Source organism: Gluconacetobacter sp. (assembly GCF_047721585.1).
Taxonomy (GTDB): domain Bacteria; phylum Pseudomonadota; class Alphaproteobacteria; order Acetobacterales; family Acetobacteraceae; genus Gluconacetobacter; species Gluconacetobacter dulcium.
In genome coordinates, this window is sequence record NZ_JBDNXE010000059.1 from 1 (window position 1) to 24,245 (window position 24,245).

Sequence of the window (24,245 nt, forward strand, 5' to 3'; positions counted from 1 at the left end):
CTGCGATAATGGTCGTGGTTTTTTTTTAAAATTACCAAAAAACTTAATAAATTAATAGGCACCGACATTTAATCTATCAAATATATTTATGTTATTAACATATACGAGCCCCCCAGACCGATCAATTTAGGGGTGGTGGGGGGGGGGGGTTATAATAATGCCCGCCTCGCCCCGCCGGCCTTTGGAGCTTGGGCTGTGGCGCTGTGGGGGGACACACTTAATGGGACGTGTCGCCCCCTTTTTTTGTCGTTGTCTCAAGGTGAGACGCAAAAAAAAGCCTGCGTCTGGAAACGGACGGCGGCTGTCCGCGCTGCGCGGGTAACTGGCATGCCCACGGTGGGTGTCTCGCGATTCATGCCGAATTGGTGATGGGGATTCGGTGGACGGTAGGCTGCCGGGGGTGGCACCGTGCCGCGGGCGGCTGACCGGATCTGCCGGTCGCGGCGACGTAATCTGACGTGACGGAGGATGACGACATGTCCGAATACCGACTGCATGCTGATCTGCCGATCGGCCTGAATGCGCAGGGCGAGCGGCAGGAGCATGATGCGATGGGCGCGCTGCCGGTGCCGGCCGATCGCTACTGGGGGGCGCAGACCCAGCGCAGCCTGATCCATTTTTCGATTGGCACCGACAGGATGCCGCTGGAACTCTGCCGGGCTTACGGCGTGGTGAAGAAAGCGGCGGCGCTGGTCAACCGGGCGGCCGGGCGCCTGCCCGACTGGAAGGCCGCCGCCATCATCCAGGCGGCGGACGAAGTCGCCGACGGGAAGTTGGACGCACATTTCCCATTGTTTGTCTGGCAGACCGGGTCGGGCACGCAGACCAACATGAACGTCAACGAGGTTATCGCCAATCGCGCGATCCAGTTGCTGGGCGGCGAAGTGGGTAGCCAGAAGCCGATCCACCCCAATGACGATGTCAATATGGGGCAGTCCAGCAACGACACGTTTCCCACCGCCATGCATGTGGCAACGGTGCGCGGGATCGATGCGCGCCTGCTGCCGGAACTGGATGCGCTGGCCGGACTGATCGAAACGCGGTCGCGCGAATGGCAGGATGTCGTGAAAATCGGTCGCACCCATTTGCAGGATGCGGTGCCGCTGACGGTCGGTCAGGAATGGTCGGGATGGGCGCACCAGATTCGCGATGCCATGCGTGCCGTGGCGGCCGCGCGCGAGGGGGGGCTGGAACTGGCGGCCGGCGGCACGGCGGTAGGAACCGGGCTGAACGCGCCGGCAGGTTTCGGCGAGGCGATCGCGGCTCGCCTCGCGGAACTGACCGGTGCGGCATTCGTGACCGCGCCCAATAAATTCGCCGCCCTCGCCGGGCTGGATGCGATGGTGCGCATATCGTCGGCCATTCGCGGATGCGCGGTGGTGCTGATGAAGATCGCCAATGATATGCGCTGGCTGGGTTCGGGTCCGCGTTGCGGGTTGGGGGAACTGGTGCTGCCGGCGAACGAGCCGGGATCGTCGATCATGCCGGGCAAGGTCAATCCGACCCAGTGCGAGGCCATGGTCATGATCTGTACCCAGATCCTGGGCAACGATGCCGCTGTTGCCTTCGCGGGGAGCCAGGGACAGTTCGAACTGAACGTGATGCGGCCGGTCGTGATCGCGAACGTGCTGCATTCGCTGCGGATACTGGCCGATGGCTGCCGGTCGTTCCGGACGTTCTCGGTCGAGGGTACGCATTTGAATCTCGAGCGGATTCGCCGCTATGTCGAGGGATCGGTGATGCTGGTAACGGCGCTGGCGCCCACCATCGGCTATGACCGCGCCTCGGCGATCGCGCATGATGCGATGGAGCATGATCTGTCGCTGCGCGAGGCCGCGTTGCGATCCGGTCTGGTGAATGCGGAAACTTTCGATCGTCTGGTGCGGCCGATCGATATGGTAGGCCAAGGCACCGCCGGCGCCTGAGACGCTGTTTGGAAATGCGCGTTGGTGGCGATCCGACGCGCGTTTCCTGCGCTCCGATGCTCACGGCCATTGAGGCCGCTCCGCTTCGGTGCTCGGAAACACACGCCGGCCGGGCCGCTTCGCGGCCCTCTCGCTCACCAACCCCCATTTCCAAACAGCGTCTGTCCAACGGCTTGAAAAGGGCGTGCGGTGGCAATCCGGCGCGTATTTCCACTTTGCCTAAGATGGCCTGATCGCCATGAGCGCATGGGCTGTCGGGTGGGGTTTTTCCGGTGAGGCCCTTTTAACGCCCCCGGATGTACGGCAGAAAATTGGGTCATGATGAATATCGTGTCGAATCTGTCGATGAAGCTGGTGCGGCGGCTGGACCCGGAGGAGGCGCATCGCCTCGCCCTGAATGCCCTTATGCTCGGTCTGGGGGGCGGTAGCGGCTCAGGTCGTGATGATCCGGCCCTGTCGGTGCGGGCGATGGGGTTGCGCTTTCCCAATCCGATCGGCATCGCCGCGGGTTTCGACAAGAACGCCCAGGTGATCCGGCCGCTGGCGCGGATCGGGTTCGGCTTTGTCGAAGCCGGCACGGTGACGCCGTTGCCGCAGGGAGGCAATCCGCGTCCGCGCCTGTTCCGGCTGACGGAAGACCGGGCGATCATCAACCGGATGGGCTTCAACAATCAGGGCATCGACCGGTTCGCCGTCCGATTGGCACGGCTGCATCGTCTGCCCGCCAAGGGCACCGGTGCCGGCGCGCGGGTGCCCGTGGGGGCCAATCTGGGCATCAACAAGAAGGGTGCCGATCCCGAGCGCGATTACCCCCGTCTGGTCGGGCGGGTGAAGCACTATGCCGATTATATCGTACTGAATCTGTCGTCGCCCAACACGCCCGGCCTGCGCGATCTGCAACAGGCCGACCGGTTGCAGGCGATTCTTCAGGCGATTGCCGAGGCCCATCCCGATCGGCCTCCGCTGCTGGTCAAGCTGGCGCCCGATCTGGCCCGCGACGATATCGGACCGGTGATCGAGGCCGTGATTGCCGGCGGTGCGCAGGGCGTGATCGTGACCAACACCACCATCTCGCGGCCCGACGGGCTGCGCAGCCGGTATGCCAATGAAGCCGGCGGTCTGTCGGGGCGCCCGCTGCGCCCCCTGGCCGAGACGGTGTTGCGCGAGGCGGTGCGGATTGCCGCCGGGCGCCTGACCCTCGTGGCCTGTGGCGGCATCGAGACCGGGGCCGATATCGTGGACAGCGTGCGCGCCGGGGCCGATCTGGTGCAGCTTTACAGCGCATTCGCTTACGAAGGGCCGGGAATCGTGCGGCGCCTGAAGCGCGAGGTCGTCCGTGCCCTGAACGCCGAAGGGTTCGAGACGCTGGCCGATGCGAAAGGGACCGCATGATGCGTTTTCTCGATGGGTTCGCACCGCTGGCCGAGCAGTATGACGGCTTTATCGTCGATCTCTGGGGCGTGATCCATGACGGGATCAGCCCCTATCCGGGCGCGCGGGACACGCTGGCGGCCCTGCGCGCCGCAGGCAGGCGGGTTGTGCTGCTTTCCAACGCGCCCCGTCGGGTCTCGGTCGTGTGTGACGGATTGCGCGCCATGGGCGTGGCGGACGATCTGTATGATGGCGTGATGACCAGCGGCGAATATACGCGCGGACTGCTGGCCGAGCGTTCCGACCCGTGGTTCGCCGGGCTCGGTCGCCGGATGCTGCATCTCGGAGCACCCAAGGATTATAACCTGTTCGAAGGACTGGATCTGGAACGGGTCGAAGACCCGGCCGAGGCCGATTTCCTCCTGAATACCGGACCGAACCCCGAACAGGGCGAAGGCGATCCCGCGCCCTATCTGCCGTTGCTGGACGCCTGTGCCGCGCGCGGGCTGAAGATGGTGTGCGCCAATCCCGATCTGGAAGTGATCCGGGGTGGCCGGCGCCTGATCTGCGCCGGTCTGCTGGCCAGCCTGTATGAGCAGAAAGGCTGCGCCGTCCGCTGGATCGGCAAGCCGCATCCGGAGGTCTATGGCCCGGTCCTGCACATGCTCGACGTGCCGCGTGCGCGCGTGCTGGCGGTGGGCGACGCGCTGGCCACCGACATGCGCGGGGCAAAGGCGGTCGGGGTCGACGGGTGCTGGGTGCTGGGCGGCATCCATCAGGAAATGATCGGCGACGACACCGCGCTGGCCGAAGCGGAGGCGTCCTCGGCCGGGCTGGCACCGGTTGCCTGCGTGCCGTCCTTCCGCTGGACAGCCTGAGCGGGGCTCTGTGCACGGGCTTGATCCACGCCCGACACGACGCGCGCCGGATCGCCGCCCGCGCGTATTGCCGATCAGGCTTTCAGGCTCTGCCGGCTTGGTCGGTCAAGTGGATGGGGTCCATATTGATGGTCGCCAGGGCCTGACGCCATTTGGCGCCGTGATCCAGGCCGAACAGGATCTCGTTGCTGGGCGGGGCGGGGAGCCAGGCGTTGCGGCGGATGATCTCGTCTTCCAGTTGATCGTCGCGCCAGCTCGCGTGGCCCAATGCCAGCAGGGCGTTGCGGGGGCCGGCACCATCGGCGATGTCGCGCAGCACGTCCAGGCTGGCGGTCAGCGTCGTGCCGTTATCGACTGACAGGCTGCTGTCGCCGCTCCAGTCCGAGGAATGCAGCACGAAGCCCCGGCCGCCATCCACCGGGCCACCCGCACAGAGCGCGATTCGCCGACGTGGCGGTACCGGGGCGATGCCAAGGCGCTCCAGCACGTCGTCAAGGCCCGGCTGCGACAACCGGCGATTGACGATCAGCCCCATCGCGCCCTCTCCGGGCACATGGGCGCAGAGAAAGATCACGGTGCGGGCGAAAGGGCTGTCCGCCAAGGCCGGGGAGGCGACAAGCAGGGAGCCCGTAAGGGAGTCGGCGGACGTCTGGGATAGGGGAAACATTCCTTTTACATAGACCAAGAACCGCCGGGCATTGCAACCGCGGCGGGCCGATTTGCGACCACACGGCGATTGGCGCTTAACTCTTCACGACAAGATGGCGAAGGAGCATCCAGCGATGACGAAGATTGTTCTGGTGACGGGGGCGACGGCCGGTTTCGGCAAGGCGATCGCGGAACGGCTGGTGGGCGATGGCTATCGGGTGATTGCCACCGGGCGCCGCCGCGACAGGCTGGACGCGCTGGCCGGATCGCTGGGGCCGGCGCTGTTGCCGCTGGTGCTGGACATGGATGACGCCGCCGCCCTGCGCGCGCTGCCGGCCAGCCTGCCCGAAGGATGGCAGGAGGTGGATATTCTGGTCAACAATGCCGGTCTCGCGCTGGGCGTGGGCAAGGCGCAGGACAGCGCGGTGGCCGACTGGCGGCAGATGATCGAGACCAATATCGCCGGACTGGTCGAGATCACGCATGCGCTGCTGCCGGGCATGGTGGCGCGTGATCGCGGCCATATCGTTTCGATCGGCAGCACCGCGGGTACCTACCCGTATCTGGGCGGCAACGTCTATGGCGGCACCAAGGCGTTCGTGGCGCAGTTCATGCGCAATCTGCGGTGCGACCTGCTGGGCACGAAGGTGCGGGCGACGAATCTGGAGCCGGGCCTGTGCGGCGGCAGCGAATTCAGCAATGTGCGCCTGCGTGACGATACCAAGGCGGCGGCCGTGTATCAGGATACGCATCCGATCCAGCCGGAGGATATCGCCGAGACCGTGGCCTGGGTGCTGGGTCTGCCCGCGCACGTCAACATCAACCGCATCGAGATGATGCCGACCTGTCAGGCGGCCGGCGGTCTGGCCGTGGCCCGTGGGCTGGAGGTTTGACCATGACCGAGAACGCGATCGACCTCAAGACGCTGCTGCATCGCTGCCGGATCGAAGACGGTGCAAGCTTCGACCTCGCGCAGCACCCGACCCGCGTCGCCCAGATCAGGGATATCGACAAGGCGGCGGGCAAGCATCTGCTGCGCCAGGGGGTGAAGCGCCTCGCGGCCTTGCAGGAACTGCTCTATGCCAACGGCACATGGTCGCTGCTGCTGGTGTTCCAGGCGATGGATGCCGGCGGCAAGGACGGGATGATCAAGCATGTGATGTCCGGGGTGAATCCCCAGGGCGTGACGGTGACGTCGTTCAAACAGCCGGGGCCGGTCGAACTCTCGCATGATTATCTGTGGCGCGTGCATCTGGTCGCGCCGTCCAGCGGGCGGATCGGGATCTTCAACCGCAGCCATTACGAGGAGGTTCTCGTCACGCGGGTGCATCCCGACCTGCTGGTGAAGCAGAAGATCCCGGCCAGCCTGCGCGATGGCGCGATCTGGGATGAGCGGTATCGCGATATCAAGCATTTCGAGCATTACCTGTCGCGGCAGGGCACGGTCGTGCTGAAATTCTTCCTGAACCTGTCGAAGGAAGAACAGCGGAAACGCTTCCTGCGCCGGATCGACCTGGACGAGAAGCACTGGAAATTCTCGATTTCCGACGCGCGGGAGCGCGAACATTGGGACGCCTATCGCGATGCCTATCGCGAGGCGATCCGCAATACCGCCCAGCCCAGCGCCCCATGGTTCGTGATTCCGGCCGATCGGAAATGGATGGCACGGCTGCTGGTGATGGAGACGATCATCGAAGCCCTGGAGGGACTGAAGCTGAGCGTGCCGGACCCGGCGCCCGATATCATCCGCGACATGGCGGCGGTGCGTCAGGAACTCGAAGCCCAGGCACCGAAGGCGAAGCACGGATGATGATGGAACGGACAGGGGCGTTGCGCATGGAACGACGCGGCGGGCATGGCAGGCGGGCCTGGGCGCTCGTCGCGGGGCTGGCGCTTGCCATGACCGTGCGCGGAGCCCATGCGCAGGAGGCGATCGGGCCGGCCTGCGACAACCGACATTTCCTGGCGGTGCAACAGGCGTTCGAGGGCGGATCGCTGCGCGGGGACCAGCCCGTGCATGTCTGCGGCCGGGTGATCGCGGTATCCCGCCCGCGGCAGACGCGCAGCGGGTGGCACGGATATTTCTATGTCGATGTCGGGCAGGGCGTGTCGATCCGCATCGTATCGGATCTGGACCGGATGGCGGCACCGGCATGGCCGTGGGTGGCCAAGGGCGATGCGGTCGATGTCGTGGGGCGGTATTATTACGACAATCCGCGAAGCCAGGGCATCGACTGGACCCATCGCGGCACGGGCCGGAAGTGGGGGATGCCGGGGTATGTCAGCGTTAACGGGGTACGGTATCAGTAGTCTTTGCGGAGGCGGGTTTTTGTGGGGCTCTGCCCCACGCCCCGCCAAAGGCGGCGCCTTTGGAAACCAGTTGTTGAATGAAACGTCCGGTTGATAAAAAAAGGGCCGCACGGCATGCGCCGCGCGGCCCTTTTTATGGTTCCCGGCCGGAGGGAGATCAGTTCGCGGTTTCGGATTCCCGCTCGCTGCCCTCGTCGCCTTCGGTGGCCGTTTCGCTCTTGGCTTCGATATATTCGAAATCCAACGCGCCGTCCTTCAGTGTGATCTTGACCGCGCCACCCTTGACCAGCCGGCCGAACAGCAATTCCTCGGCCAGCGGCTTCTTGATGTTCTCCTGGATCACCCGGCCCAGCGGGCGGGCACCATAGAGCCGGTCGTAACCGCGTTCGGCCAGCCATTCCTTGGCCGCCGACGAGATTTCGATCGTGACGTTGCGATCGGCAAGCTGGGCTTCGAGCTGGAAGACGAACTTCTCGACCACCCGGCCCACGATCTCGGGGGTGAGGTTGGCAAAGGGAATGATCGCGTCCAGACGGTTGCGGAATTCGGGGGTGAAGATGCGCTTGATCGCTTCCTCATCCTCGCCCTCGCGCGAGTCGCGGCCGAACCCGATGGCTTCCTTGTTCAGATCGGCGGCCCCCGCATTGGTCGTCATGATCAGGACGACATTGCGGAAATCGACAGTCTTGCCGTTATGGTCGGTCAGGCGACCATGGTCCATGACCTGGAGCAGGACGTTATACAGGTCCGGATGCGCCTTCTCGATTTCGTCCAGCAGCAGCACGGCGTGCGGATGCTGGTCGATCGCGTCGGTCAGCAGGCCGCCCTGATCGAAGCCGACATAGCCCGGCGGCGCACCGATCAGGCGCGAGATCGAATGGCGTTCCATATATTCGGACATGTCGAAGCGGACGAGTTCGATCCCCAGCGTCTGGGCAAGCTGCTTCGCCACCTCGGTCTTGCCCACGCCCGTCGGGCCGGAGAACAGGTAATTGCCGATCGGCTTCTCCGGGTCACGCAGGCCGGCGCGCGACAGCTTGATCGCCGCCGCCAGCGCGTCGATCGCCTTGTCCTGACCGTAGACCATGCCCTTCAGGTCGCGCTCCAGGGTCCGCAACGTCTCCTTGTCGTCCGACGAGACGCTCTTGGGCGGAATGCGGGCGATCTTGGCGACGATGTCCTCGACATCCTTCAGGGTCACGGTCTTGCGGCGCCGGTTCTCGGGCACCAGCATGCGCGAGGCCCCGACCTCGTCGATCACGTCGATCGCCTTGTCCGGCAGCTTGCGGTCATGGATGTATTTCGCCGCCAGTTCCACCGCGCCGCGAATGGCTTCCTCGGTGTAGCGCACCTTGTGGTGGCGCTCGTAATTGACCTTCAGGCCGCGCAGGATCTTGACCGCGTCCTCGACCGAAGGCTCGGCCACGTCGATCTTCTGGAAGCGGCGGACCAGCGCGCGGTCCTTCTCGAAATGCTGGCGATATTCCTTGTAGGTGGTCGAGCCGATGCAGCGCAGCGTGCCGGCGGCGAGCGCGGGCTTGAGCAGGTTGGAGGCATCCATGGCCCCGCCCGAGGTCGCACCGGCACCGATCACGGTATGGATCTCGTCGATGAAGAGAATGCTGCCCGGATTGTTGTCCAGTTCGGTGACGACCGCCTTCAGCCGTTCCTCGAAATCGCCGCGATAGCGGGTGCCGGCCAGCAGCGCGCCCATATCCAGCGAATAGATCGTGGATTTCAGCAGCACTTCGGGCACGTCGCCTTCGACGATGCGCTTGGCCAGCCCTTCGGCGATGGCCGTCTTGCCCACGCCCGGATCGCCGACATAGAGCGGGTTGTTCTTCGTGCGGCGGCACAGGATCTGGATCGTGCGCTCGATTTCCGAATCGCGGCCGATCAGCGGGTCGACCTTCCCATCCTCGGCCTTGCGGTTGAGGTTGGTGCAGTAGGCGCTGAGCGCGTCCTGGTTCTTCTGGCTGCTCTTGCCGCGTTCCTCGCGTTCGCTTTCCGGGTTTTCCTGCGCGCTGCCGGTGATCGGGCGGCGCGTCGAACGGTCCGGCGCCTTGGCGATGCCGTGCGAGATGAAATTGACCGCGTCCAGCCGCGTCATGTCCTGCAATTGCAGGAAATAGACGGCGTGGCTTTCGCGTTCGGCGAACAGGGCGACCAGCACGTTCGAGCCCGTGACTTCATCCCGGCCGGTGGACTGCACATGAATGGCGGCGCGCTGGATCACGCGCTGGAACGCGGCCGTGGGCTTGGGATCGACCGTGCGGTCGGACGCCAGGCCGGCCAGATCCTTGTCGAGAAATTCGGTGAGGTCGGAGCGCAGCTTGTCGAGATCGACGCCGCAGGCGCGGAAGACCGTCACCGCGTCGCTGTCATCGACGAGGGCCAGCAACAGATGTTCCAGGGTCGCATATTCGTGACGCCGATCCCCCGCTAGGGTCAGGGCACGGTGAAGCGTCTGTTCGAGATTGCGTGACAACATCCGTGACGCTCCTTTTCCTGGGCCGGACACGAACCCGCCGGGGCGGGTCGGTCGAACAGGATCATATTTGGTGTGTTTTGGACGGAAAGCCAGTGGAAAGAACGATAAAGTTCCGACGACGCCACACGGGCAGGGCAAGGCAACAGGAATCACGCGCGTCGCACGCGCCTGCGCGGGGTGTCCGACACCGGGGAGCGAAGCGCCTGCCCCGAGGCTTCCGGCTCTGCCGGAATGGGCTGAGTTCTGTTGAGTAATATTTAAAAACAATACCTTGGACGGGTCGTCCGGTTTTGTGGCACCCCCGTCGTCAGGCGCGGGCCTAGTCTTTCTCGATCGTGCATTGCAGCGGGTGCTGGTTCTGCCGCGCCAGGTCCATGACCTGCGTCACTTTCGTCTCGGCGACTTCGTAGGTGAAGACGCCGCAGACGCCGACGCCGCGCTTGTGGACATGCAGCATGATGTCCGTCGCTTCCTCGCGCGATTTCTGGAAGAATCGTTCAAGGACATGAACGACGAATTCCATCGGCGTGTAGTCGTCGTTGAGCATCAGGACCTTGTACATCGCGGGCTTGCGCGTCTGCGGGCGGGTCCTGACGACGACGCCGATCGTCGGGGAATCGGGGTTGTCCGGGTCGGAATCCTGTCCGTTGCCATCGCGTCGGGTCGGGTTGTTGCCGCCATGCGCCCACACCGAGCCCGACGCGCCTGTAACGCGCGGGCCGACCATGGGACGGACAGGGAAAAATGCTGCTGTCATGGTCATACCATATTGGATCGGCATCGTGGGTTGAAAGAGCGAAACAAGGGAATTTTAAGCATGGCTGGGCTCGCTTTCGGTGATCGAAGCCACCGAAAGCGGCGCGTGGCTACCCGGCTCCGCCCGCGACCGGGGAGAGGTGACGCTGAAAAGACTGTATTTTCTTCCCCTTATCGCGGTTTTCTCTGGACGGGTTCAGAAAAATGGCCATAGAGTTACCAAATGACGCGGATCCTGTGACTGAGGGGACAGGCGGTGGCCGACGGAGCATGGATGGACGAGAAACGGGGATGGCTCGCCCTCCTGTGTCGCGCTGTGGTGTCCCTGGTTTCTGACGGCGGGTGCCGGCAGGCCGGTCGTGGGCGCACCTTGCGGTTGACCGTGGGTCTGGCGGCCGGGTACCTGGCGACGACCGTCATCGCGACGCCCCGCGCCCATGCCCAGTATGTCGGCCAGATCAGTTCCATCGTCATGGACGCCCGTACGGGCGCGGTGCTCTCGCAGAGCAATCCCGACCTTCAGCGTTTTCCCGCCAGCCTTACCAAGCTGATGACGCTCTATATGGCTTTCAAGGCCATGCGGGCGGGGCAGATCACGCTCGATCAGGCGGTGCCGGTCTCGGCCCATTCCGCCTCCATGGAGCCGTCGAAGCTGGGGCTGGTGCCCGGCAGCTACCTGACGGTGGAGCAGGCGGTGCTGGGGCTGGTGACCAAATCGGCGAATGATGCCGCCTGCGCGCTCGGCGAATTGCTGGGCGGGGGAGACGAGGCCCGGTTCGCCGATCTCATGACCCGTCAGGCGCGGGCGCTGGGCATGGCCAACACCACGTTCCGCAACGCCTCGGGCCTGCCGAACGAGGAACAGATGACCTCGGCGCGCGACCTCGCGGTGCTGACCCGGCATATCATCACCGAATTCCCGGAATATTATCATTATTTCGCGGTGCCGGCCTTCTATTTCCACGGTCGGCAGGTGCCCAACCATGATCCGATGCTGCGGATCTATCCGGGCGCGGACGGGCTGAAGACGGGCTATACGGCGTTGGCCGGGCGCAATCTGGTCACTTCGGCGGTTCGCGAGAATGTCCGGCTGATCGGCGTGGTGCTGGGGGCGCGGACCAACCCGCAGCGCAGCGCCCTGATGGCCGGCATTCTCGATGACGGCTTCCGTCAGGAAGGCGTGGCCGATGTGCGCCGGCCGCTGGTGCTGGCGCGCGGCAACCGCCGCCGGGCGGCGGTCATGCTGGCCGCCGCGACGCGCGGCAGTGCCGGGCCGGAGCAGGTGGCGGAACTGCCGAGCACGCCCCGGCATCATGTCCTGTCCCGCCATGGCCATGCTCATGCGCCCGTGCATATGGTCGCGGCGGGCCATACCGGCAGTCGTCACGCCGCCCACAAGCGCGGGCGCAGCCACGGCTGACGGCCTGATCGGACAGGCGCGTGGAGGGGTAGCCTCGCGCGTGTTTCCTGCCCTGCTGTGTGCTGCTCCGTGGTGTGAAAACAGCGGGCGGATGCGGGCTGTGCCCGTTCAGTCGATATCTGCGGTCGGGTTCTCGGACGGGGGTGGGCGGATGCGTCGCCCTTGCCTTGCGGCGCCGTCCCGCGCATTTATCCCCTGAGAGGCTGTCCGCGCATTGTCGGTTCGGCCTTTGGCGTTGAGGGTGCCGTTCTGCGGCGGATGAACAAGCGAGGGGCATCGTTATGGACGGTGATACGGACGCGCGGCGCGTGATCCTGCATACGCAAGAGGATTTTGCCGGCATGCGCGCGGCAGGACAATTGGCCGCGCGTACGCTGGACATGATCGTGCCGCATGTTCGCGCGGGCGTGACGACCGGGGAACTGGACCAGGTGATTCATGAGTTCATGGTCGCCAATGACGCCACGCCGGCGACGCTCGGTTATCGCGGTTATCCGAAATCGAGCTGCATCTCGCTCAATCATGTGGTGTGCCACGGTATTCCCGGTGATCGGCAGTTGCAGGATGGCGATATCCTGAACATCGACGTGACCGTGATCCTCGACGGCTGGTTCGGCGACACCAGCCGCATGTACACGGTCGGCGCGATCCCGCGGAAAGCGGAGAAGCTGATCGAGGCGACATATGAGGCGCTGATGCTGGGCATCGCCCAGGTCCGTCCGGGCAATACGCTGGGCGATATCGGCCACGCGATCCAGGAATTCGCCGAATCGCGGCGTTTTTCGGTGGTGCGCGATTTCTGCGGCCACGGCATCGGCCGGACATTCCATGCCGCGCCGAACGTGCTGCATTACGGCCGCCCCGGCCAGGGGCTGGTGCTGCGTCCGGGCATGTTCTTCACCATCGAACCGATGCTCAATGGCGGCCGGCCGGACGTGAAGGTGCTTGATGACGGCTGGACAGCGGTGACCCGCGACCGCTCGCTTTCGGCCCAGTTCGAACACATGCTGGGCGTGACCGAAGATGGGTGCGAGGTGTTCACGCTTTCGCCCGCCGGCCTGAATCACCCGCCTTATACAGTCTCGGCCTGAATATAGTCTCGGTCTGGGGCGCGTTGCCGCGCGCCGGCCGGTTGCACCTGACGAAAATTCCCTTGTCATTGAAAGGTTCGTAATGCGCTTTTCCCCGCTTCGTGTTCGCTGTGCCGCCCTCATGCTGGCGGGGTCGATGCTGGCGGGGCTGGCGACGCCGCTTGGGGCAGTGTCGGCGGTGGCGGCCCCGGTGCAGGGGGATGTTCTGACCTTCGGCCGGGCGCAGGGCGCGTTGCCGCCGCTGGCTCCGGCGGAGGGGGCGCATGGCATGGTCGTGTCGGCCCAGCATCTGGCCTCCGAGGTCGGGGCGCATATTCTGGCGCAGGGCGGCAACGCGGCGGATGCGGCCGTGGCGGTGGCCTATGCGCTGGCGGTGGTCTATCCGGCCGCGGGCAATATCGGCGGTGGCGGCTTCATGACGCTGCGGACTCCCGATGGGCATGCCGTCTTCATCGATTTCCGCGAGCACGCGCCGCTGGCGGCGACCCCGACCATGTATCAGGATGCCAAGGGCAGCGTGGTGCCCAATCTGTCGATCACGGGCTGGAAGGCCGTCGCGGTGCCGGGAACGGTGGCGGGCATGGACATGATCCTGAACCGCTGGGGGCATCTGACGCGCCAGCAGGTGATGGCGCCCGCGATCGCCCTGGCACGGGATGGCTTCGTGCTCGCCGAAGGCGACGTGCAGTTGCTCAACACGTCGACCGCCGATTTCGCCCGCGATCCCGAAGCGCGGCGGATCTTCCTGCGGCCGGACGGCACGCCGTTGCAGGTCGGCGACCGTCTGGTGCAGGCCGATCTGGCCGACAGCCTGTCGCTGATCGCGCGGAGCGGGGCGGCGGCGTTCTATCGCGGCCCGATCGCCGATGCGATCGTCCAGGCCAGCAAGGTCGGAGGCGGGATTCTCCAGTCCGACGATTTCCGTCGTTATGCGCCCCGCGTGCTGCCGACGCTGACATGCTCCTATCGCGGCTATCAGGTGGATACCGCGCCCCCGCCGAGCGGCGGCGGCGTCGCGCTGTGCGAGATGCTGAATATTCTCTCGGGCTATGACATGCACAAGCTCGGCCTGTACACCGCGCCTGCGGTGCAGCGCGAAGTGGAGGCGATGCGGCGCGCCTATGCCGACCGGCAGGATCTGGGCGATCCGGCCTTCGTGCAGAATCCGGTCACGCATCTGGTCGATGTGCGCTATGCGCGGCAGGTGCGCGCGGCGATTCCCACCGACCGCGCTGTGCCTTCGGCCTCGCTGAAGCCCGGCCAGATCGAGCCCGAAAAACACGAAACGACCCAGTTCTCGGTCATTGATGACAAGGGCATGGCGATTTCGGTCACCTATACGCTGAACGGCTGGTTCGGTGCGAAGGTGATCGGCGGCCATACCGGCATCTTCCTCAATGACGAGATGGACGATTTCTCGTCCCGCCCCGGCGTGCCCAACATGTTCGGCATTGTCGGCAGCGCCGCCAACGCGATCGCGCCGGGCAAGACACCGCTTTCCTCGATGTCGCCCACGATCCTGTCGCGCAACGGCAAGCCGGTGATGGTGATCGGGAGCCCTGGCGGATCGCGCATTCCGACCATCGTGCTGGCCACGATCCTGGGCGTGGTGGATTACGGGCTGGATATCCAGCAGGCGGTGGACCTGCCGCGTATCCATGAGCAATGGCAGCCGGAGCCGGTCGAGGTCGAGCAGGGGGCGCTGACCGATGCCGTCGCCGCGACGCTGGAGCAGGAAGGCTACAAGCTGGCGCCGCATGCGCCGTGGGGCGTGGCCGAAGGTATTCTGGTCGGGGCGCCGCGTCTGGGCGTGCGGCATGTCGGGACGGCACGGTATTTCGGCGGCTTCGACCGGCGGCATCCCGGTGGGGCGGCTGTCGGGGAGTAATCCCCGTTCCCTGTTCGTGAGACAAAGGAACGAGGCTTATGCTTCGTTCAGCCAGTCCTCGATCATCCGGCGGGCAATCGTTGTCGGCGCCGGGAGGGTAAAGCCCGCCGGATTGCGCACGTCATCCCGGCTCAGCCACCGTGCCTCGGCGATTTCCTGTGGGTCCAGGCGCAGGGTTTCGTCTTCGGTAAAGGCCGTAAAGCCCAGCATCAGGGCGCCGGGGAAGGGCCAGGGCTGGGCTGAATGGTAGCGGATGGCGTCCACGCGGATGCCGACTTCCTCCCATACCTCGCGCGCCACGGCTTCCTCGGGCGTTTCGCCGGGCTCCACGAAGCCGGCGAGGGCGGAAAACATGCGGCTCTCGGGGCCGAAGCGCGTGCCGCGCGCCAGCAGCACGCGCGCGCCGCGCCGGACCAGCATGATCACGACCGGGTCGGTGCGTGGAAAATGCAGATGCGTCGGGTCGGCGGTGCAGACCTGGCGATGCCCGGCCTGGTCGGGCTGATTCGGCGCGCCGCAGACGCCGCAGAATCGGCTGCGCGCGCGCCAGTGCACCATGCCGCGCGCCTGCGCCAGAATCGCCGCATCGCCGGGCGGCAGCAGTCCGGCGAGGGGGCGCAGTTCGCGGAACGTGCCCCGTGCTTCGGGAAAGAGCGCGTGCGGCTGCTCCAGGCGGTCGAGATCGAGGGCGAAGAGCGGGCGCGCCGCCAGATAGCCCAGGAAGGTCCAGTGCGCCGGGTCGCGCCATCCGGGGGACGGGCGGAGCGTGCGCAATCTCGGGAGTTCGAGGCGGGCCGTATCGTCGCGCTCCTGCACGATCAGGTGCAGGCCGCGCCAGCAGGGGACGAGAAGCGTGTCGCCGTCGGTCAGGTAACGGGCGATTCGGTCGGGCTCCGTGCGGTCCTGCGCCGCACGGTCAATCGGGCTGCCGGCGTAGAAAATGGCGCCGGTTCGGCCGGGATCGGGTGAGGCAGGGGGCATGGTCGGCGTTCCTGTGTGTCCGTCTCTTTGTCCGGGGGAGTGTGGACGCGAAATGGATAATAATAAAATCAATAGTTTAATGGAATTCTGATGGGGGAGGTCCATCTGCGTCGTGGCGAAGCCGGCCCGGCGCCCCATTCGCCCCCTTGTATCCGACACCGGTTTGCGTGCTAAGAAGGCCGTGGGAGACCGGCAACGGACGGGCGCCTTGCCAACCCGGTCAGGTCCGGAAGGAAGCAGCCGCAGTGAGTTTCGTCCGGGTCGTCTGTCCGGTCTCCCACCTCGGGATTGATGTTCTTGAAGACGCCGCTGCCCCGGATGCGGCGCCGTATTCCCTCCGGAAATCGTGATGACCGTGTCTTCGGACCAGGAATTTTCCGGGGACCCGGATCTGCCGCTTCCGCCCGATTCGGGCATGGGTCTGTTCGGAGAGGCTCCGGCCCCCGCCGCCCCCTCGGTAACCGCTCCCGCGCAGGGGCCTTACCGTGTGCTGGCGCGCAAATATCGCCCGACCACGCTCGATGACCTGATCGGCCAGGAATCCACCGTCCGAATCCTGCGCAATGCCTTTGCGCTGGGGCGGGTCGCCCATGCCTTCATGCTGACGGGCGTGCGCGGCGTGGGCAAGACGACCACCGCGCGCATCATCGCCCGGGCGCTCAACTGCATCGGGCCGGACGGCAAGGGCGGCCCCACCGCCGATCCGTGCGGCGTGTGCGCCAATTGCGTGGCGATTCTGGCCGACCGTCATCCTGACGTGCTGGAAATGGACGCGGCCTCGCGCACCGGCGTGGACGATGTGCGCGAGATCATCGAGGCCACGCGCTTCCGCCCGATGCAGGGGCGGATGAAGGTCTTCATCATCGACGAGGTCCATATGCTCTCGCGCAACGCATTCAATGCGTTGCTCAAGACGCTGGAGGAGCCGCCGGCCCAGGTCACGTTCATTTTCGCCACGACCGAACTGCGCAAGGTGCCGGTCACGGTGCTGTCGCGCTGCCAGCGATTCGACCTGCGTCGCGTGCCGCAGGCCGAACTGGCGGCCCATTTCGGCCGCATTGCCCAGGCCGAGGGTGCGGAATGCACGCCCGACGCGCTGGCGCTGATCGCCCGTGCCGCCGACGGGTCGGTACGCGACGGACTCTCGCTGCTCGATCAGGCGATTGCCCAGGGTGGAGCCGAGGCCGGTGGTGGGCCGATCGGTGCCGAACGGGTGGCGGACATGCTGGGGCTGGCCGATCGCGGCCGGGTGTTCGACCTGCTGGAGGCCGTGCTGTCCGGCCAGCCGGACCAGGCGCTGACGATTACCGACGAAGCCCATGCCCGCGGTGCCGACCTGGGCGTCATGCTGGGCGACCTGCTGGAATTGATCCACACCGTCTCGCGCCTCAAGACCGTGCCGGCATTGCGTCGGGCCGCCGATCTGCCGGAGGCCGAGCGCGAACGGGGCGGTGCGCTGGCCGACCGGCTGTCGGTGCCGGTGCTGGGGCGGACGTGGCAGATGCTGCTGAAGGGCCTCTCTGAGGTCGAGATGGCGGCCGACCGGCGGCAGGCGGCCGAGATGGTGCTGATCCGGCTGTGCTACGTGGCCGATCTGCCGCCGCCGGGCGACCTGGTGCGGCGTCTGACCGAAGGCGGGGCGTCTGTCCCCGCCGGTCCGGCGGTGCGGACCGGGGTATCCGATGGCGGGCCAGGCCCCATGACGGGCGGATCGGCGCAATCCGGCACGATTGCGTCCGGGCGACCGGGCGGCGGGCAGGTGGTGGCCCATGGCGGATTGCGCATGGTGGCCAATGGCGGCGTGCGGATTGCCGATCCGGCCGGGGAGCCGGCAGGCGAATCGGTCGTGGAGATGGCACCGGAGGCCGTGGATGTGCCGGCGCCGGAAGACGATGCCCCGCCTGCGCTGACGACATGGCGCGAGGTCGTGGCGTTCGTCTCCGGGCGCGATGCCATGCTGCATGGCCACCTGCGCCATTCCACCCATCTGGTGGCCTTTGCGCCGCCGCGCATCGATATCCGGGTGCAGCGCGCCGGGCTGCCGGGGCTGGCGCGCCGGCTGGAAACCCTGCTGCGCCGCGAAACCGGGCAGGAATGGGAGGTTCGTTCCTCGACCGAGGAAGGGCAGGCGACCCTGGCGGAACAGGGTGCCGAGATCATCCAGTTCCATCGGGCGTCGGCCGAGAGCCACCCGCTGGTCCGCGCGATTTTCGCGCGCTTTCCCGATGCCGTCCTTGGGGCGGTGACGGATCATTCGCTTGACGATTACGGCCTGCCGCCCGAAGAGGCGGCATCCGTCACGCTGGCGCCGGATCTGGAATTCGCCCCGCTCGATGCCGAACTGGTGGACGAGGACGATCTGGACGTGGGCGACGAGAGGTAAGGAGAGACGATCGATGAAGAATCTTGCCGGGTTGATGAAGCAGGCCACCCAGATGCAGGCCCGCATGGAAGAAATGCAGTCCAAACTGGAAGGCATGACGATCGAAGGCAGCGCCGGAGCCGGTATGGTGCAGGTGACGCTGAACGGCAAAGGCGACATGAAGGCCATCAGGATCGACCCCAAGCTGGCCGATCCGAACGAGATGGAAATGTTGCAGGATCTGGTCATTGCCGCCTGCGCCGACGCGCGCAAGCTGCTGGACGAGCGCGCCTCCGAGGAAATGAAGAAGGTCACGGGCGGCATGAACCTGCCGGCGGGCCTGAAGCTGCCGTTCTAAGAGCCGGCGCGGGTCGGGCGGCCGCATGGGTGGAGCGGACATCGAACGGTTGATCGCGCTGCTGGCGCGCCTGCCGGGATTGGGGCCGCGTTCGGCCCGGCGGGCGGCGCTGGCGCTGCTGCGCCAGCCGCAGACGCGCATGCTCCCGCTGGCCCAGGCGATGGAACAGGCGGCGCGCACCGTGCGCACCTGTTCCACCTGCGGCAATCTGGATACGCATGATCCCTGCGGCATCTGTGCCGATCCGGCGCGCGACCGGGGACTGGTCTGCGTCGTCGAAACAGTGGGCGACCTCTGGGCATTGGAGCGTGCCGGTGTCCATCGGGGCGTCTATCAGGTGTTGGGCGGCACGCTGTCGGCGCTGTCTGGCACCGGCCCCGACGATCTGAACCTCGCACCATTGCTGGCGCGGCTGGAAGAAGGCGGGGTGCGCGAGGTGATCCTGGCGCTGGGGGCTACCGTCGAGGGGGCCGCGACCACGCATTGGTTGCAGGATCGGCTGGCGGGCTTCGACGTGCCGGTCAGCCGCGTCGGGCAGGGCGTGCCGATGGGCGGCGCGCTGGACGTGCTGGATGATGGAACGCTCGCCGCCGCCCTCACCGCGCGAAAAATCTATTCGTGAACGCGCGCTGGTGGCGATCCGACGCGCGCCCGCTGTGTTCCGGCGCTCACGGCCCATAAGGCCGTTCCGCTCCGGTGCTCGCGGACACACGACGGGCGCGGCCCTATGGGCCGCTCTCGCTCACCGGCCCCCGTTTCCGAACAGATTGTTGGAGATTATGGGGAGAGGGGAATGACGATGTGGCCGATATCCGAAGCGATTCCCCGGGTGGCGTTTGTGACGGGTGGAGCCGTGCGGCTGGGGCGGGCGATCGCGCTGGCCCTGGCGGATGCGGGCTTTGCCGTCGCTATTCACTACCGCTCGGGAGAAGACGATGCCCGGCGGACGGTGGAGGACATCGTGGCGCGCGGGCAGCGCGCCTGCATGCTGCGCGCCGATCTGGCCTGCGAGGCCGAGGTGGCGCCGCTGCTCGACCGGGTGCGGGCCGAACTGGGGCCGGTCGGTGTGCTGGTGAACAATGCCAGCACCTTCGACCGCGACGAATGGAACGATGCGACCCGTGCCAGTTGGGATGCGCATCTGGAGCCCAATCTGCGCGCGCCCTTCGTGCTGACGCAGGCTTTCGCCCGGCAGGTGCCGGAAGGAGCGGAGGGCATGGTGCTGAACATGCTCGACGAGCGCGTCTGGTCGCTGACGCCGCATTTCGTCAGCTACACGGTGTCGAAATCCGCCCTGTGGACGCTGACACGCACCCTGGCGCTGGCGCTGGCGCCCAGGCGCATCCGGGTCAATGCCATCGGGCCGGGCCCGGCGCTGCCGAGTCCGCGCCAGAGCAGGGAGCAGTTCGCGCGGCAATGCGCATCCGTGCCGATGGGGCGTGGGACGTGCCCGGACGAAGTGGCACGGGCCGCGTTGTCGTTGCTGTGCCTGCCGTCGGTCACCGGGCAGATGCTGGCGCTGGATGGCGGGCAGCATCTGCAATGGTCCCCGACACCCCAGCCCGGCCAGGTGCCGGAAGAGTAACCAGAAGAACCAAGAGGCCGTTCAATGTCGATTTTCGCCGCATGGCCGGTCCAGCCGCCGCTGCGTCGCGTGTTCCTGAAGGATATGGTGCTTCAGGCCAATATCGGGATCTACCCTCACGAGCAGGGCGTGACCCAGCGCGTCCGCATCAATATCTCGTTCGGCGTGCCGGACGAGCCGGGGCTGACGGTGGGGCGCGACGATCTGAGCCGTACCGTATCGTATGAGCGGATCGTGCTGATGGTGCGGCGGATCATCGCCGAGGGCCATGTGCGGCTGGTCGAGACGCTGGCCGAGCGCATTGCCATCGGCGTGCTGGCCGACGAGCGGGTGCAGGTGGTGCGGGTACGGGTGGAAAAGCCCGACATCTTCGACGATCTCGACGCCGTGGGTGTCGAGATCGAGCGCTGGCGCACCGAATGAAAAACCCCCGCCGGAGGCGGGGGCATCTCATCAGTTGTCGTGTTCGTCGGAGTCGGTGCTGACGTCGATGTCGGCGCTGATCTCGTCGTCATCGTCGTCGAGATCCGAGGTGTCTTCCATCACGTCGTCATCGGCCTCGTCGTCGGTATCCAGATCGACGGCGGTATCGATGTCACCATCCTGGGCCTTTTTCGGGCTCTCGGGGACGGCATCCACGGGCGCGCGGCGCAGGCGGGGCACATCCGCCGGCTGCTCGGTGCCGCATTTGGGGCAGACGGCCGGGCTCTTGCCCAGATCGTAGAAACGGGCGCCGCAGGAGACACAGACGCGCTTGGTGCCGAGATTGGGCTGGGCCATGCTTGAAACCTGTCGATCCTGGAATGGGTTGGACGAAAGCCGCGGCGAAGGCTGCTTAGGGCGGAGCCCCATGCCAGCTTGTGCGCCGTATGTCAAACCGCGATCGTTGCATTCATGACATTTTCGCGTTTTTTGGTGCCGTCATGCATGGCGGTAATTGACTTCGTTGCGAACAATCCGGAAGGGATTGGTCCCATGGAAAGCATCACCGCCCCCGCCTCGCGCCCGCTGACTGTCCATGCGGCGACGACCCCTCTTGCCGGGGCCGTCGCGGTGCCGGGCGACAAGTCGATCAGTCACCGCGCCCTGATGTTCGCGGCGCTGGCGCGCGGCGAAACCGGGATCACCGGCCTGCTGGAGGGCGAGGACGTACTGCGCACCGCCGCCGCCATGCGGGCGCTGGGCGCCACCATCACCCGTACGGCGCCGGGCGCCTGGCAGGTGACCGGCCGGGGTCTGGGCGCGTTGCAGGAGCCGGACGACGTGCTGGACATGGGCAATTCGGGCACGGCGGCGCGGCTGCTGTCGGGCATCCTGGCCAGCCACGGCATTTTCTCGGTCATGACCGGGGACGGAAGCCTGCGCGGCCGGCCGATGAAGCGGGTGACCGATCCGCTGTCGGCCACCGGCGCGCGCTTCACGTCGCGTTCGGGCGGGCGGCTGCCGCTGGCGATCGAGGGCGTGGCCGATCCGGCGCCGCTCTCCTACCGGTTGCCGGTGGCCTCGGCGCAGGTGAAATCCGCCGTGCTGCTGGCCGGGCTGAATGCCGCCGGCACCACGCGCGTCGAGGAACCGGTGGCGACGCGCGACCATACGGAAAACATGCTGCGCCATTTCGGCGCGGAGGTTTCGGTCGCGCCGCTGGGGGCGGGCGGGCGTGTCATTACCCTCACCGGCCGGCCCGATCTGGTGGCGCGCGATGTGGCGGTGCCGGGCGATCCGTCATCGGCGGCGTTCGTGCTGGCGGCGGCGCTGCTGGTTCCGGGCTCGTCGGTGACGGTGCGGGGCGTCGGGCTGAACCCGCTGCGCACCGGCCTGTTCACCACCCTGCGTGAGATGGGCGCCGACCTGCGCCTGTCCAACGAGCGGGTGGAGGGCGGCGAGCCCGTGGGCGACCTGACGGCGGTGGCGGGGCCGCTGCATGGCGTGGACGTGCCCGCCGAGCGCGCGCCGTCGATGATCGATGAATATCCGATTCTGGCCGTGGTCGCCGCCCATGCGTCCGGCCCGTCGCGCTTCCGGGGGCTGGAGGAACTGCGCGTGAAGGAAAGCGACCGCCTGTCGGCGACCGTGGCGCTGTTGCAGCGCAACGGCGTCACCGTGGACGTGGTGGGGGACGACATGCTGGTGACCGGCACAGGCGGCGCGGTGCCCGGCGGCGGGCTGGTCGAGACGCGGATGGATCATCGCCTGGCCATGAGCGCCACCGTGCTGGGGCTGGTCGCGGCCGAACCGGTGAAGGTGGACGATACCGCCTTCATCGATACCAGCTTCCCCGGCTTCATCGACCTGATGAACAGCATCGGCGCGGGGCTGACGGTATGAGCCGCGCGCTGGTCATCGCCGTCGACGGCCCGGCGGCGGCCGGCAAGGGCACGTTGGCCCGGCGGCTGGCCGATGCGCTGGGCCTGCCCTATCTGGATACCGGATTGCTCTATCGCGCGGTCGGGCGGCGGATGCTGGATGCGGGGCTGGACCCGGCGGCCCAGCCGGCCGACGAGCAGGCGCGGCGGGTCACGCCGGAGGACCTGAAGCGCGGCGATCTGCGGGTGCCGGAGGTCGATCGCGCGGCCAGCCTCGTCGCCGCCCAGCAGGCGGTGCGGGCGATCCTGGTGGATGTGCAGCGCGATTTCGCCCGTGCCGCCGGCGGCGTGCTGGACGGACGGGATATCGGCACCGTCATTTTCCCCGATGCCCAGGTCAAGCTGTTCATTACCGCGTCGCCAGCCGCGCGGGCGCGCCGACGGTGGGAGCAACTGGCGCGTGACCCCGACGCGCCGGACCGCGAGGCCCAGATCGCGCGGGTGGAGGCGGAACTGGTGGCGCGTGACGCCGCCGATGCCGGCCGTGCCGTGGCGCCGCTGAAGGCCGCCGCCGACGCGGTGGTGATCGACACGGATCACCTGACGGCGGAACAGGTCCTGGCCGAGGCGCTGCGATTGGTGCGGGTGCGGGCGGGCGCTCTCGGCACCGTGTAGGCGGATTCGGCCTTGCGGGGCCGATCTGTGCCGGTTTGTGTTGACAGGCCGGGGTGCGAGGGTGTCTGTGCTTCCCACGCGCGGTCCCGCCCTGGGAGTGCGTGCAAGCATCGGCCGTCAGGCGTGTCGCGACAAGGGTCGTGGACCAAGCCGGGCAAGTCGTTCCGCCGGTGACCGGCGGCGCGCAAGACATCCGGCCCGCCTGCCGTGCCGGAGACGGGATTTACAGGTACCCCATGGCTTCAGCCACCTTACAGTCTGCCACCGACCATTTCGGCGGTGAAGATTTCGCGACCCTGCTGGACGAGACCCTCGGCCGCGACACCGCGTTCGACGGTTCGGTCGTTACCGGCCGCGTCGTGCGCCTGACCGACGAATTCGCCATCGTCGATGTCGGCCTCAAGAGCGAAGGGCGCGTGGCGCTCAAGGAATTCGGCCCGCCGGGCGTGTCGCCCGACGTGAAGCCGGGTGACGTCATCGAACTGTTCGTCGAGCGCTACGAAGACCGCGACGGCTCGATCGTCCTGTCGCGCGAGAAGGCGCGTCGCGAGGAAGCCTGGACGAACCTGGAAAAGGCGTTCGAGAACAACCAGCGCGTCAACGGCACGATCTATGGCCGCGTCAAGGGCGGCTTCACGGTCGATCTCGGCGGCGCCATGGCCTTCCTGCCGGGCAGCCAGGTCGATATCCGCCCCGTGCGCGATGTCACCCCGCTGATGGGCGTGCCGCAGCCGTTCCAGATCCTGAAGATGGACCGGGCGCGTGGCAACATCGTCGTCTCGCGCCGCGCGGTGCTGGAAGAAACGCGCGCCGAGCAGCGCAGCGAACTGATCCAGGGCCTGAAGGAAGGCATGATCCTCGACGGCGTGGTCAAGAACATCACCGATTACGGTGCGTTCGTCGACCTGGGCGGCGTGGACGGCCTGCTGCATGTCACCGACATCGCCTGGAAGCGCATCAACCATCCGTCCGAGGCGTTGCAGATCGGCCAGCCGGTCCGCGTGCAGGTCATCCGCTTCAACCCGGATACGCAGCGCATCTCGCTGGGCATGAAGCAGCTTGAGGCCGATCCGTGGGAGAACGTGGCGATCAAGTATCCGCCGGGTGCCCGCTATTCCGGCCGCGTCACCAACATCACTGACTACGGCGCGTTCGTCGAGCTGGAGCCGGGCGTCGAAGGTCTGGTGCACGTTTCCGAAATGT

22 protein-coding genes and 1 other RNA gene are annotated in these 24,245 nt (G+C 66.6%); 18 read left to right on the forward strand and 5 right to left on the reverse strand.

All coding sequences use genetic code 11. The annotated features are described in order from the left end of the window. Positions 1 to 476: 476 nt before the first annotated feature. From fumC to ABF821_RS11985, 3 genes are all read left to right on the forward strand, one after another. Positions 477 to 1,925, forward strand: coding sequence for a class II fumarate hydratase (fumC, locus tag ABF821_RS11975; protein WP_415530125.1), 1,449 nt, complete (start codon positions 477 to 479; stop codon positions 1,923 to 1,925). Positions 1,926 to 2,246: 321 nt separating this feature from the next. Further along, positions 2,247 to 3,317 carry a quinone-dependent dihydroorotate dehydrogenase gene (locus tag ABF821_RS11980; protein ID WP_415530132.1) on the forward strand — a complete coding sequence of 357 codons (1,071 nt, stop codon included), beginning with the start codon at positions 2,247 to 2,249 and terminating at the stop codon, positions 3,315 to 3,317. Further along, positions 3,209 to 4,174 carry a TIGR01459 family HAD-type hydrolase gene (locus ABF821_RS11985; RefSeq protein ID WP_415530133.1) on the forward strand — a complete coding sequence of 322 codons (966 nt, stop codon included), beginning with the start codon at positions 3,209 to 3,211 and terminating at the stop codon, positions 4,172 to 4,174. Before ABF821_RS11980 ends, ABF821_RS11985 begins: the two co-directional genes overlap by 109 nt. A gap of 82 nt (positions 4,175 to 4,256) precedes the next feature. Here the strand turns inward: ABF821_RS11985 and ABF821_RS11990 are convergent, their stop codons facing one another. Continuing rightward, a complete protein-coding gene (locus ABF821_RS11990; RefSeq protein WP_182975646.1) occupies positions 4,257 to 4,841 on the reverse strand; it encodes a YqgE/AlgH family protein in 585 nt (194 codons plus the stop codon). 115 nt (positions 4,842 to 4,956) lie between these two features. Between ABF821_RS11990 and ABF821_RS11995 the strand changes: the two genes are divergently transcribed. From ABF821_RS11995 to ABF821_RS12005, 3 genes are all read left to right on the forward strand, one after another. Continuing rightward, positions 4,957 to 5,715: an SDR family NAD(P)-dependent oxidoreductase gene (locus ABF821_RS11995; RefSeq protein WP_415530126.1), complete on the forward strand. Its 759-nt coding sequence runs from the start codon at positions 4,957 to 4,959 to the stop codon at positions 5,713 to 5,715. Between the two features lie 2 nt (positions 5,716 to 5,717). Next, complete coding sequence (locus tag ABF821_RS12000; protein ID WP_183007818.1) at positions 5,718 to 6,632, forward strand: polyphosphate kinase 2 family protein; 915 nt, start codon at positions 5,718 to 5,720, stop codon at positions 6,630 to 6,632. Positions 6,633 to 6,721: 89 nt separating this feature from the next. Then, positions 6,722 to 7,132: a hypothetical protein gene (locus tag ABF821_RS12005; RefSeq protein WP_415530134.1), complete on the forward strand. Its 411-nt coding sequence runs from the start codon at positions 6,722 to 6,724 to the stop codon at positions 7,130 to 7,132. A 157-nt stretch (positions 7,133 to 7,289) separates the two neighbouring features. Here the strand turns inward: ABF821_RS12005 and clpA are convergent, their stop codons facing one another. Then, positions 7,290 to 9,623: an ATP-dependent Clp protease ATP-binding subunit ClpA gene (gene clpA / locus ABF821_RS12010; protein WP_182973423.1), complete on the reverse strand. Its 2,334-nt coding sequence runs from the start codon at positions 9,621 to 9,623 to the stop codon at positions 7,290 to 7,292. Between the two features lie 319 nt (positions 9,624 to 9,942). Further along, entirely contained in the window at positions 9,943 to 10,350 is a 408-nt protein-coding gene (clpS, locus tag ABF821_RS12015) for an ATP-dependent Clp protease adapter ClpS (RefSeq protein WP_415530135.1), read from the reverse strand. Positions 10,351 to 10,653: 303 nt separating this feature from the next. On the opposite strand from clpS, the gene ABF821_RS12020 reads away from it, so the two are divergent. The 3 genes from ABF821_RS12020 (at position 10,654) to ggt (ending at position 14,778) form a co-directional block, all read left to right on the forward strand. After that, positions 10,654 to 11,799 carry a D-alanyl-D-alanine carboxypeptidase family protein gene (locus ABF821_RS12020; protein ID WP_415530127.1) on the forward strand — a complete coding sequence of 382 codons (1,146 nt, stop codon included), beginning with the start codon at positions 10,654 to 10,656 and terminating at the stop codon, positions 11,797 to 11,799. A gap of 281 nt (positions 11,800 to 12,080) precedes the next feature. Then, the gene (gene map, locus ABF821_RS12025) at positions 12,081 to 12,890 is read left to right on the forward strand and encodes a type I methionyl aminopeptidase (protein ID WP_182973421.1); all 810 of its coding nucleotides are present in this window, start codon (positions 12,081 to 12,083) and stop codon (positions 12,888 to 12,890) included. A gap of 121 nt (positions 12,891 to 13,011) precedes the next feature. Continuing rightward, entirely contained in the window at positions 13,012 to 14,778 is a 1,767-nt protein-coding gene (ggt, locus tag ABF821_RS12030; RefSeq protein WP_415530136.1) for a gamma-glutamyltransferase, read from the forward strand. Positions 14,779 to 14,814: 36 nt separating this feature from the next. Here the strand turns inward: ggt and nudC are convergent, their stop codons facing one another. After that, positions 14,815 to 15,759, reverse strand: a complete 945-nt coding sequence (gene nudC / locus ABF821_RS12035; RefSeq protein WP_415530128.1) for an NAD(+) diphosphatase — start codon at positions 15,757 to 15,759, stop codon at positions 14,815 to 14,817. 184 nt (positions 15,760 to 15,943) lie between these two features. Here nudC and ffs point away from each other — a divergent pair. The 6 genes from ffs (at position 15,944) to folB (ending at position 20,487) form a co-directional block, all read left to right on the forward strand. Beyond that, an RNA gene (ffs, locus tag ABF821_RS12040) (signal recognition particle sRNA small type) lies at positions 15,944 to 16,040 on the forward strand. A gap of 68 nt (positions 16,041 to 16,108) precedes the next feature. Further along, entirely contained in the window at positions 16,109 to 18,142 is a 2,034-nt protein-coding gene (locus ABF821_RS12045) for a DNA polymerase III subunit gamma/tau (RefSeq protein ID WP_415530129.1), read from the forward strand. A gap of 13 nt (positions 18,143 to 18,155) precedes the next feature. Beyond that, positions 18,156 to 18,479: a YbaB/EbfC family nucleoid-associated protein gene (locus ABF821_RS12050; RefSeq protein WP_114727438.1), complete on the forward strand. Its 324-nt coding sequence runs from the start codon at positions 18,156 to 18,158 to the stop codon at positions 18,477 to 18,479. Positions 18,480 to 18,504: 25 nt separating this feature from the next. Further along, positions 18,505 to 19,101 (forward strand): recombination mediator RecR, encoded by a 597-nt coding sequence (recR, locus tag ABF821_RS12055; protein ID WP_182973417.1) that lies wholly within the window; start codon positions 18,505 to 18,507, stop codon positions 19,099 to 19,101. Between the two features lie 171 nt (positions 19,102 to 19,272). Further along, complete coding sequence (locus tag ABF821_RS12060) at positions 19,273 to 20,064, forward strand: SDR family oxidoreductase (protein WP_183007823.1); 792 nt, start codon at positions 19,273 to 19,275, stop codon at positions 20,062 to 20,064. A gap of 24 nt (positions 20,065 to 20,088) precedes the next feature. Then, positions 20,089 to 20,487: a dihydroneopterin aldolase gene (gene folB / locus ABF821_RS12065; protein ID WP_415530130.1), complete on the forward strand. Its 399-nt coding sequence runs from the start codon at positions 20,089 to 20,091 to the stop codon at positions 20,485 to 20,487. 30 nt (positions 20,488 to 20,517) lie between these two features. Here folB and ABF821_RS12070 read toward each other — a convergent pair whose 3' ends face one another. Then, a complete protein-coding gene (locus ABF821_RS12070; RefSeq protein ID WP_114727442.1) occupies positions 20,518 to 20,844 on the reverse strand; it encodes a TIGR02300 family protein in 327 nt (108 codons plus the stop codon). A gap of 195 nt (positions 20,845 to 21,039) precedes the next feature. Here ABF821_RS12070 and aroA point away from each other — a divergent pair, with 195 nt between their 5' ends. From aroA to ABF821_RS12085, 3 genes are all read left to right on the forward strand, one after another. Next, entirely contained in the window at positions 21,040 to 22,389 is a 1,350-nt protein-coding gene (gene aroA / locus ABF821_RS12075) for a 3-phosphoshikimate 1-carboxyvinyltransferase (RefSeq protein ID WP_415530131.1), read from the forward strand. Then, complete coding sequence (cmk, locus tag ABF821_RS12080) at positions 22,386 to 23,042, forward strand: (d)CMP kinase (RefSeq protein WP_183007827.1); 657 nt, start codon at positions 22,386 to 22,388, stop codon at positions 23,040 to 23,042. The genes aroA and cmk overlap by 4 nt, the downstream gene beginning before the upstream one ends. Positions 23,043 to 23,278: 236 nt before the next feature. Further along, positions 23,279 to 24,245 (forward strand): 30S ribosomal protein S1 (locus ABF821_RS12085; RefSeq protein WP_415530137.1); only part of this gene is annotated, 967 nt, incomplete at its 3' end.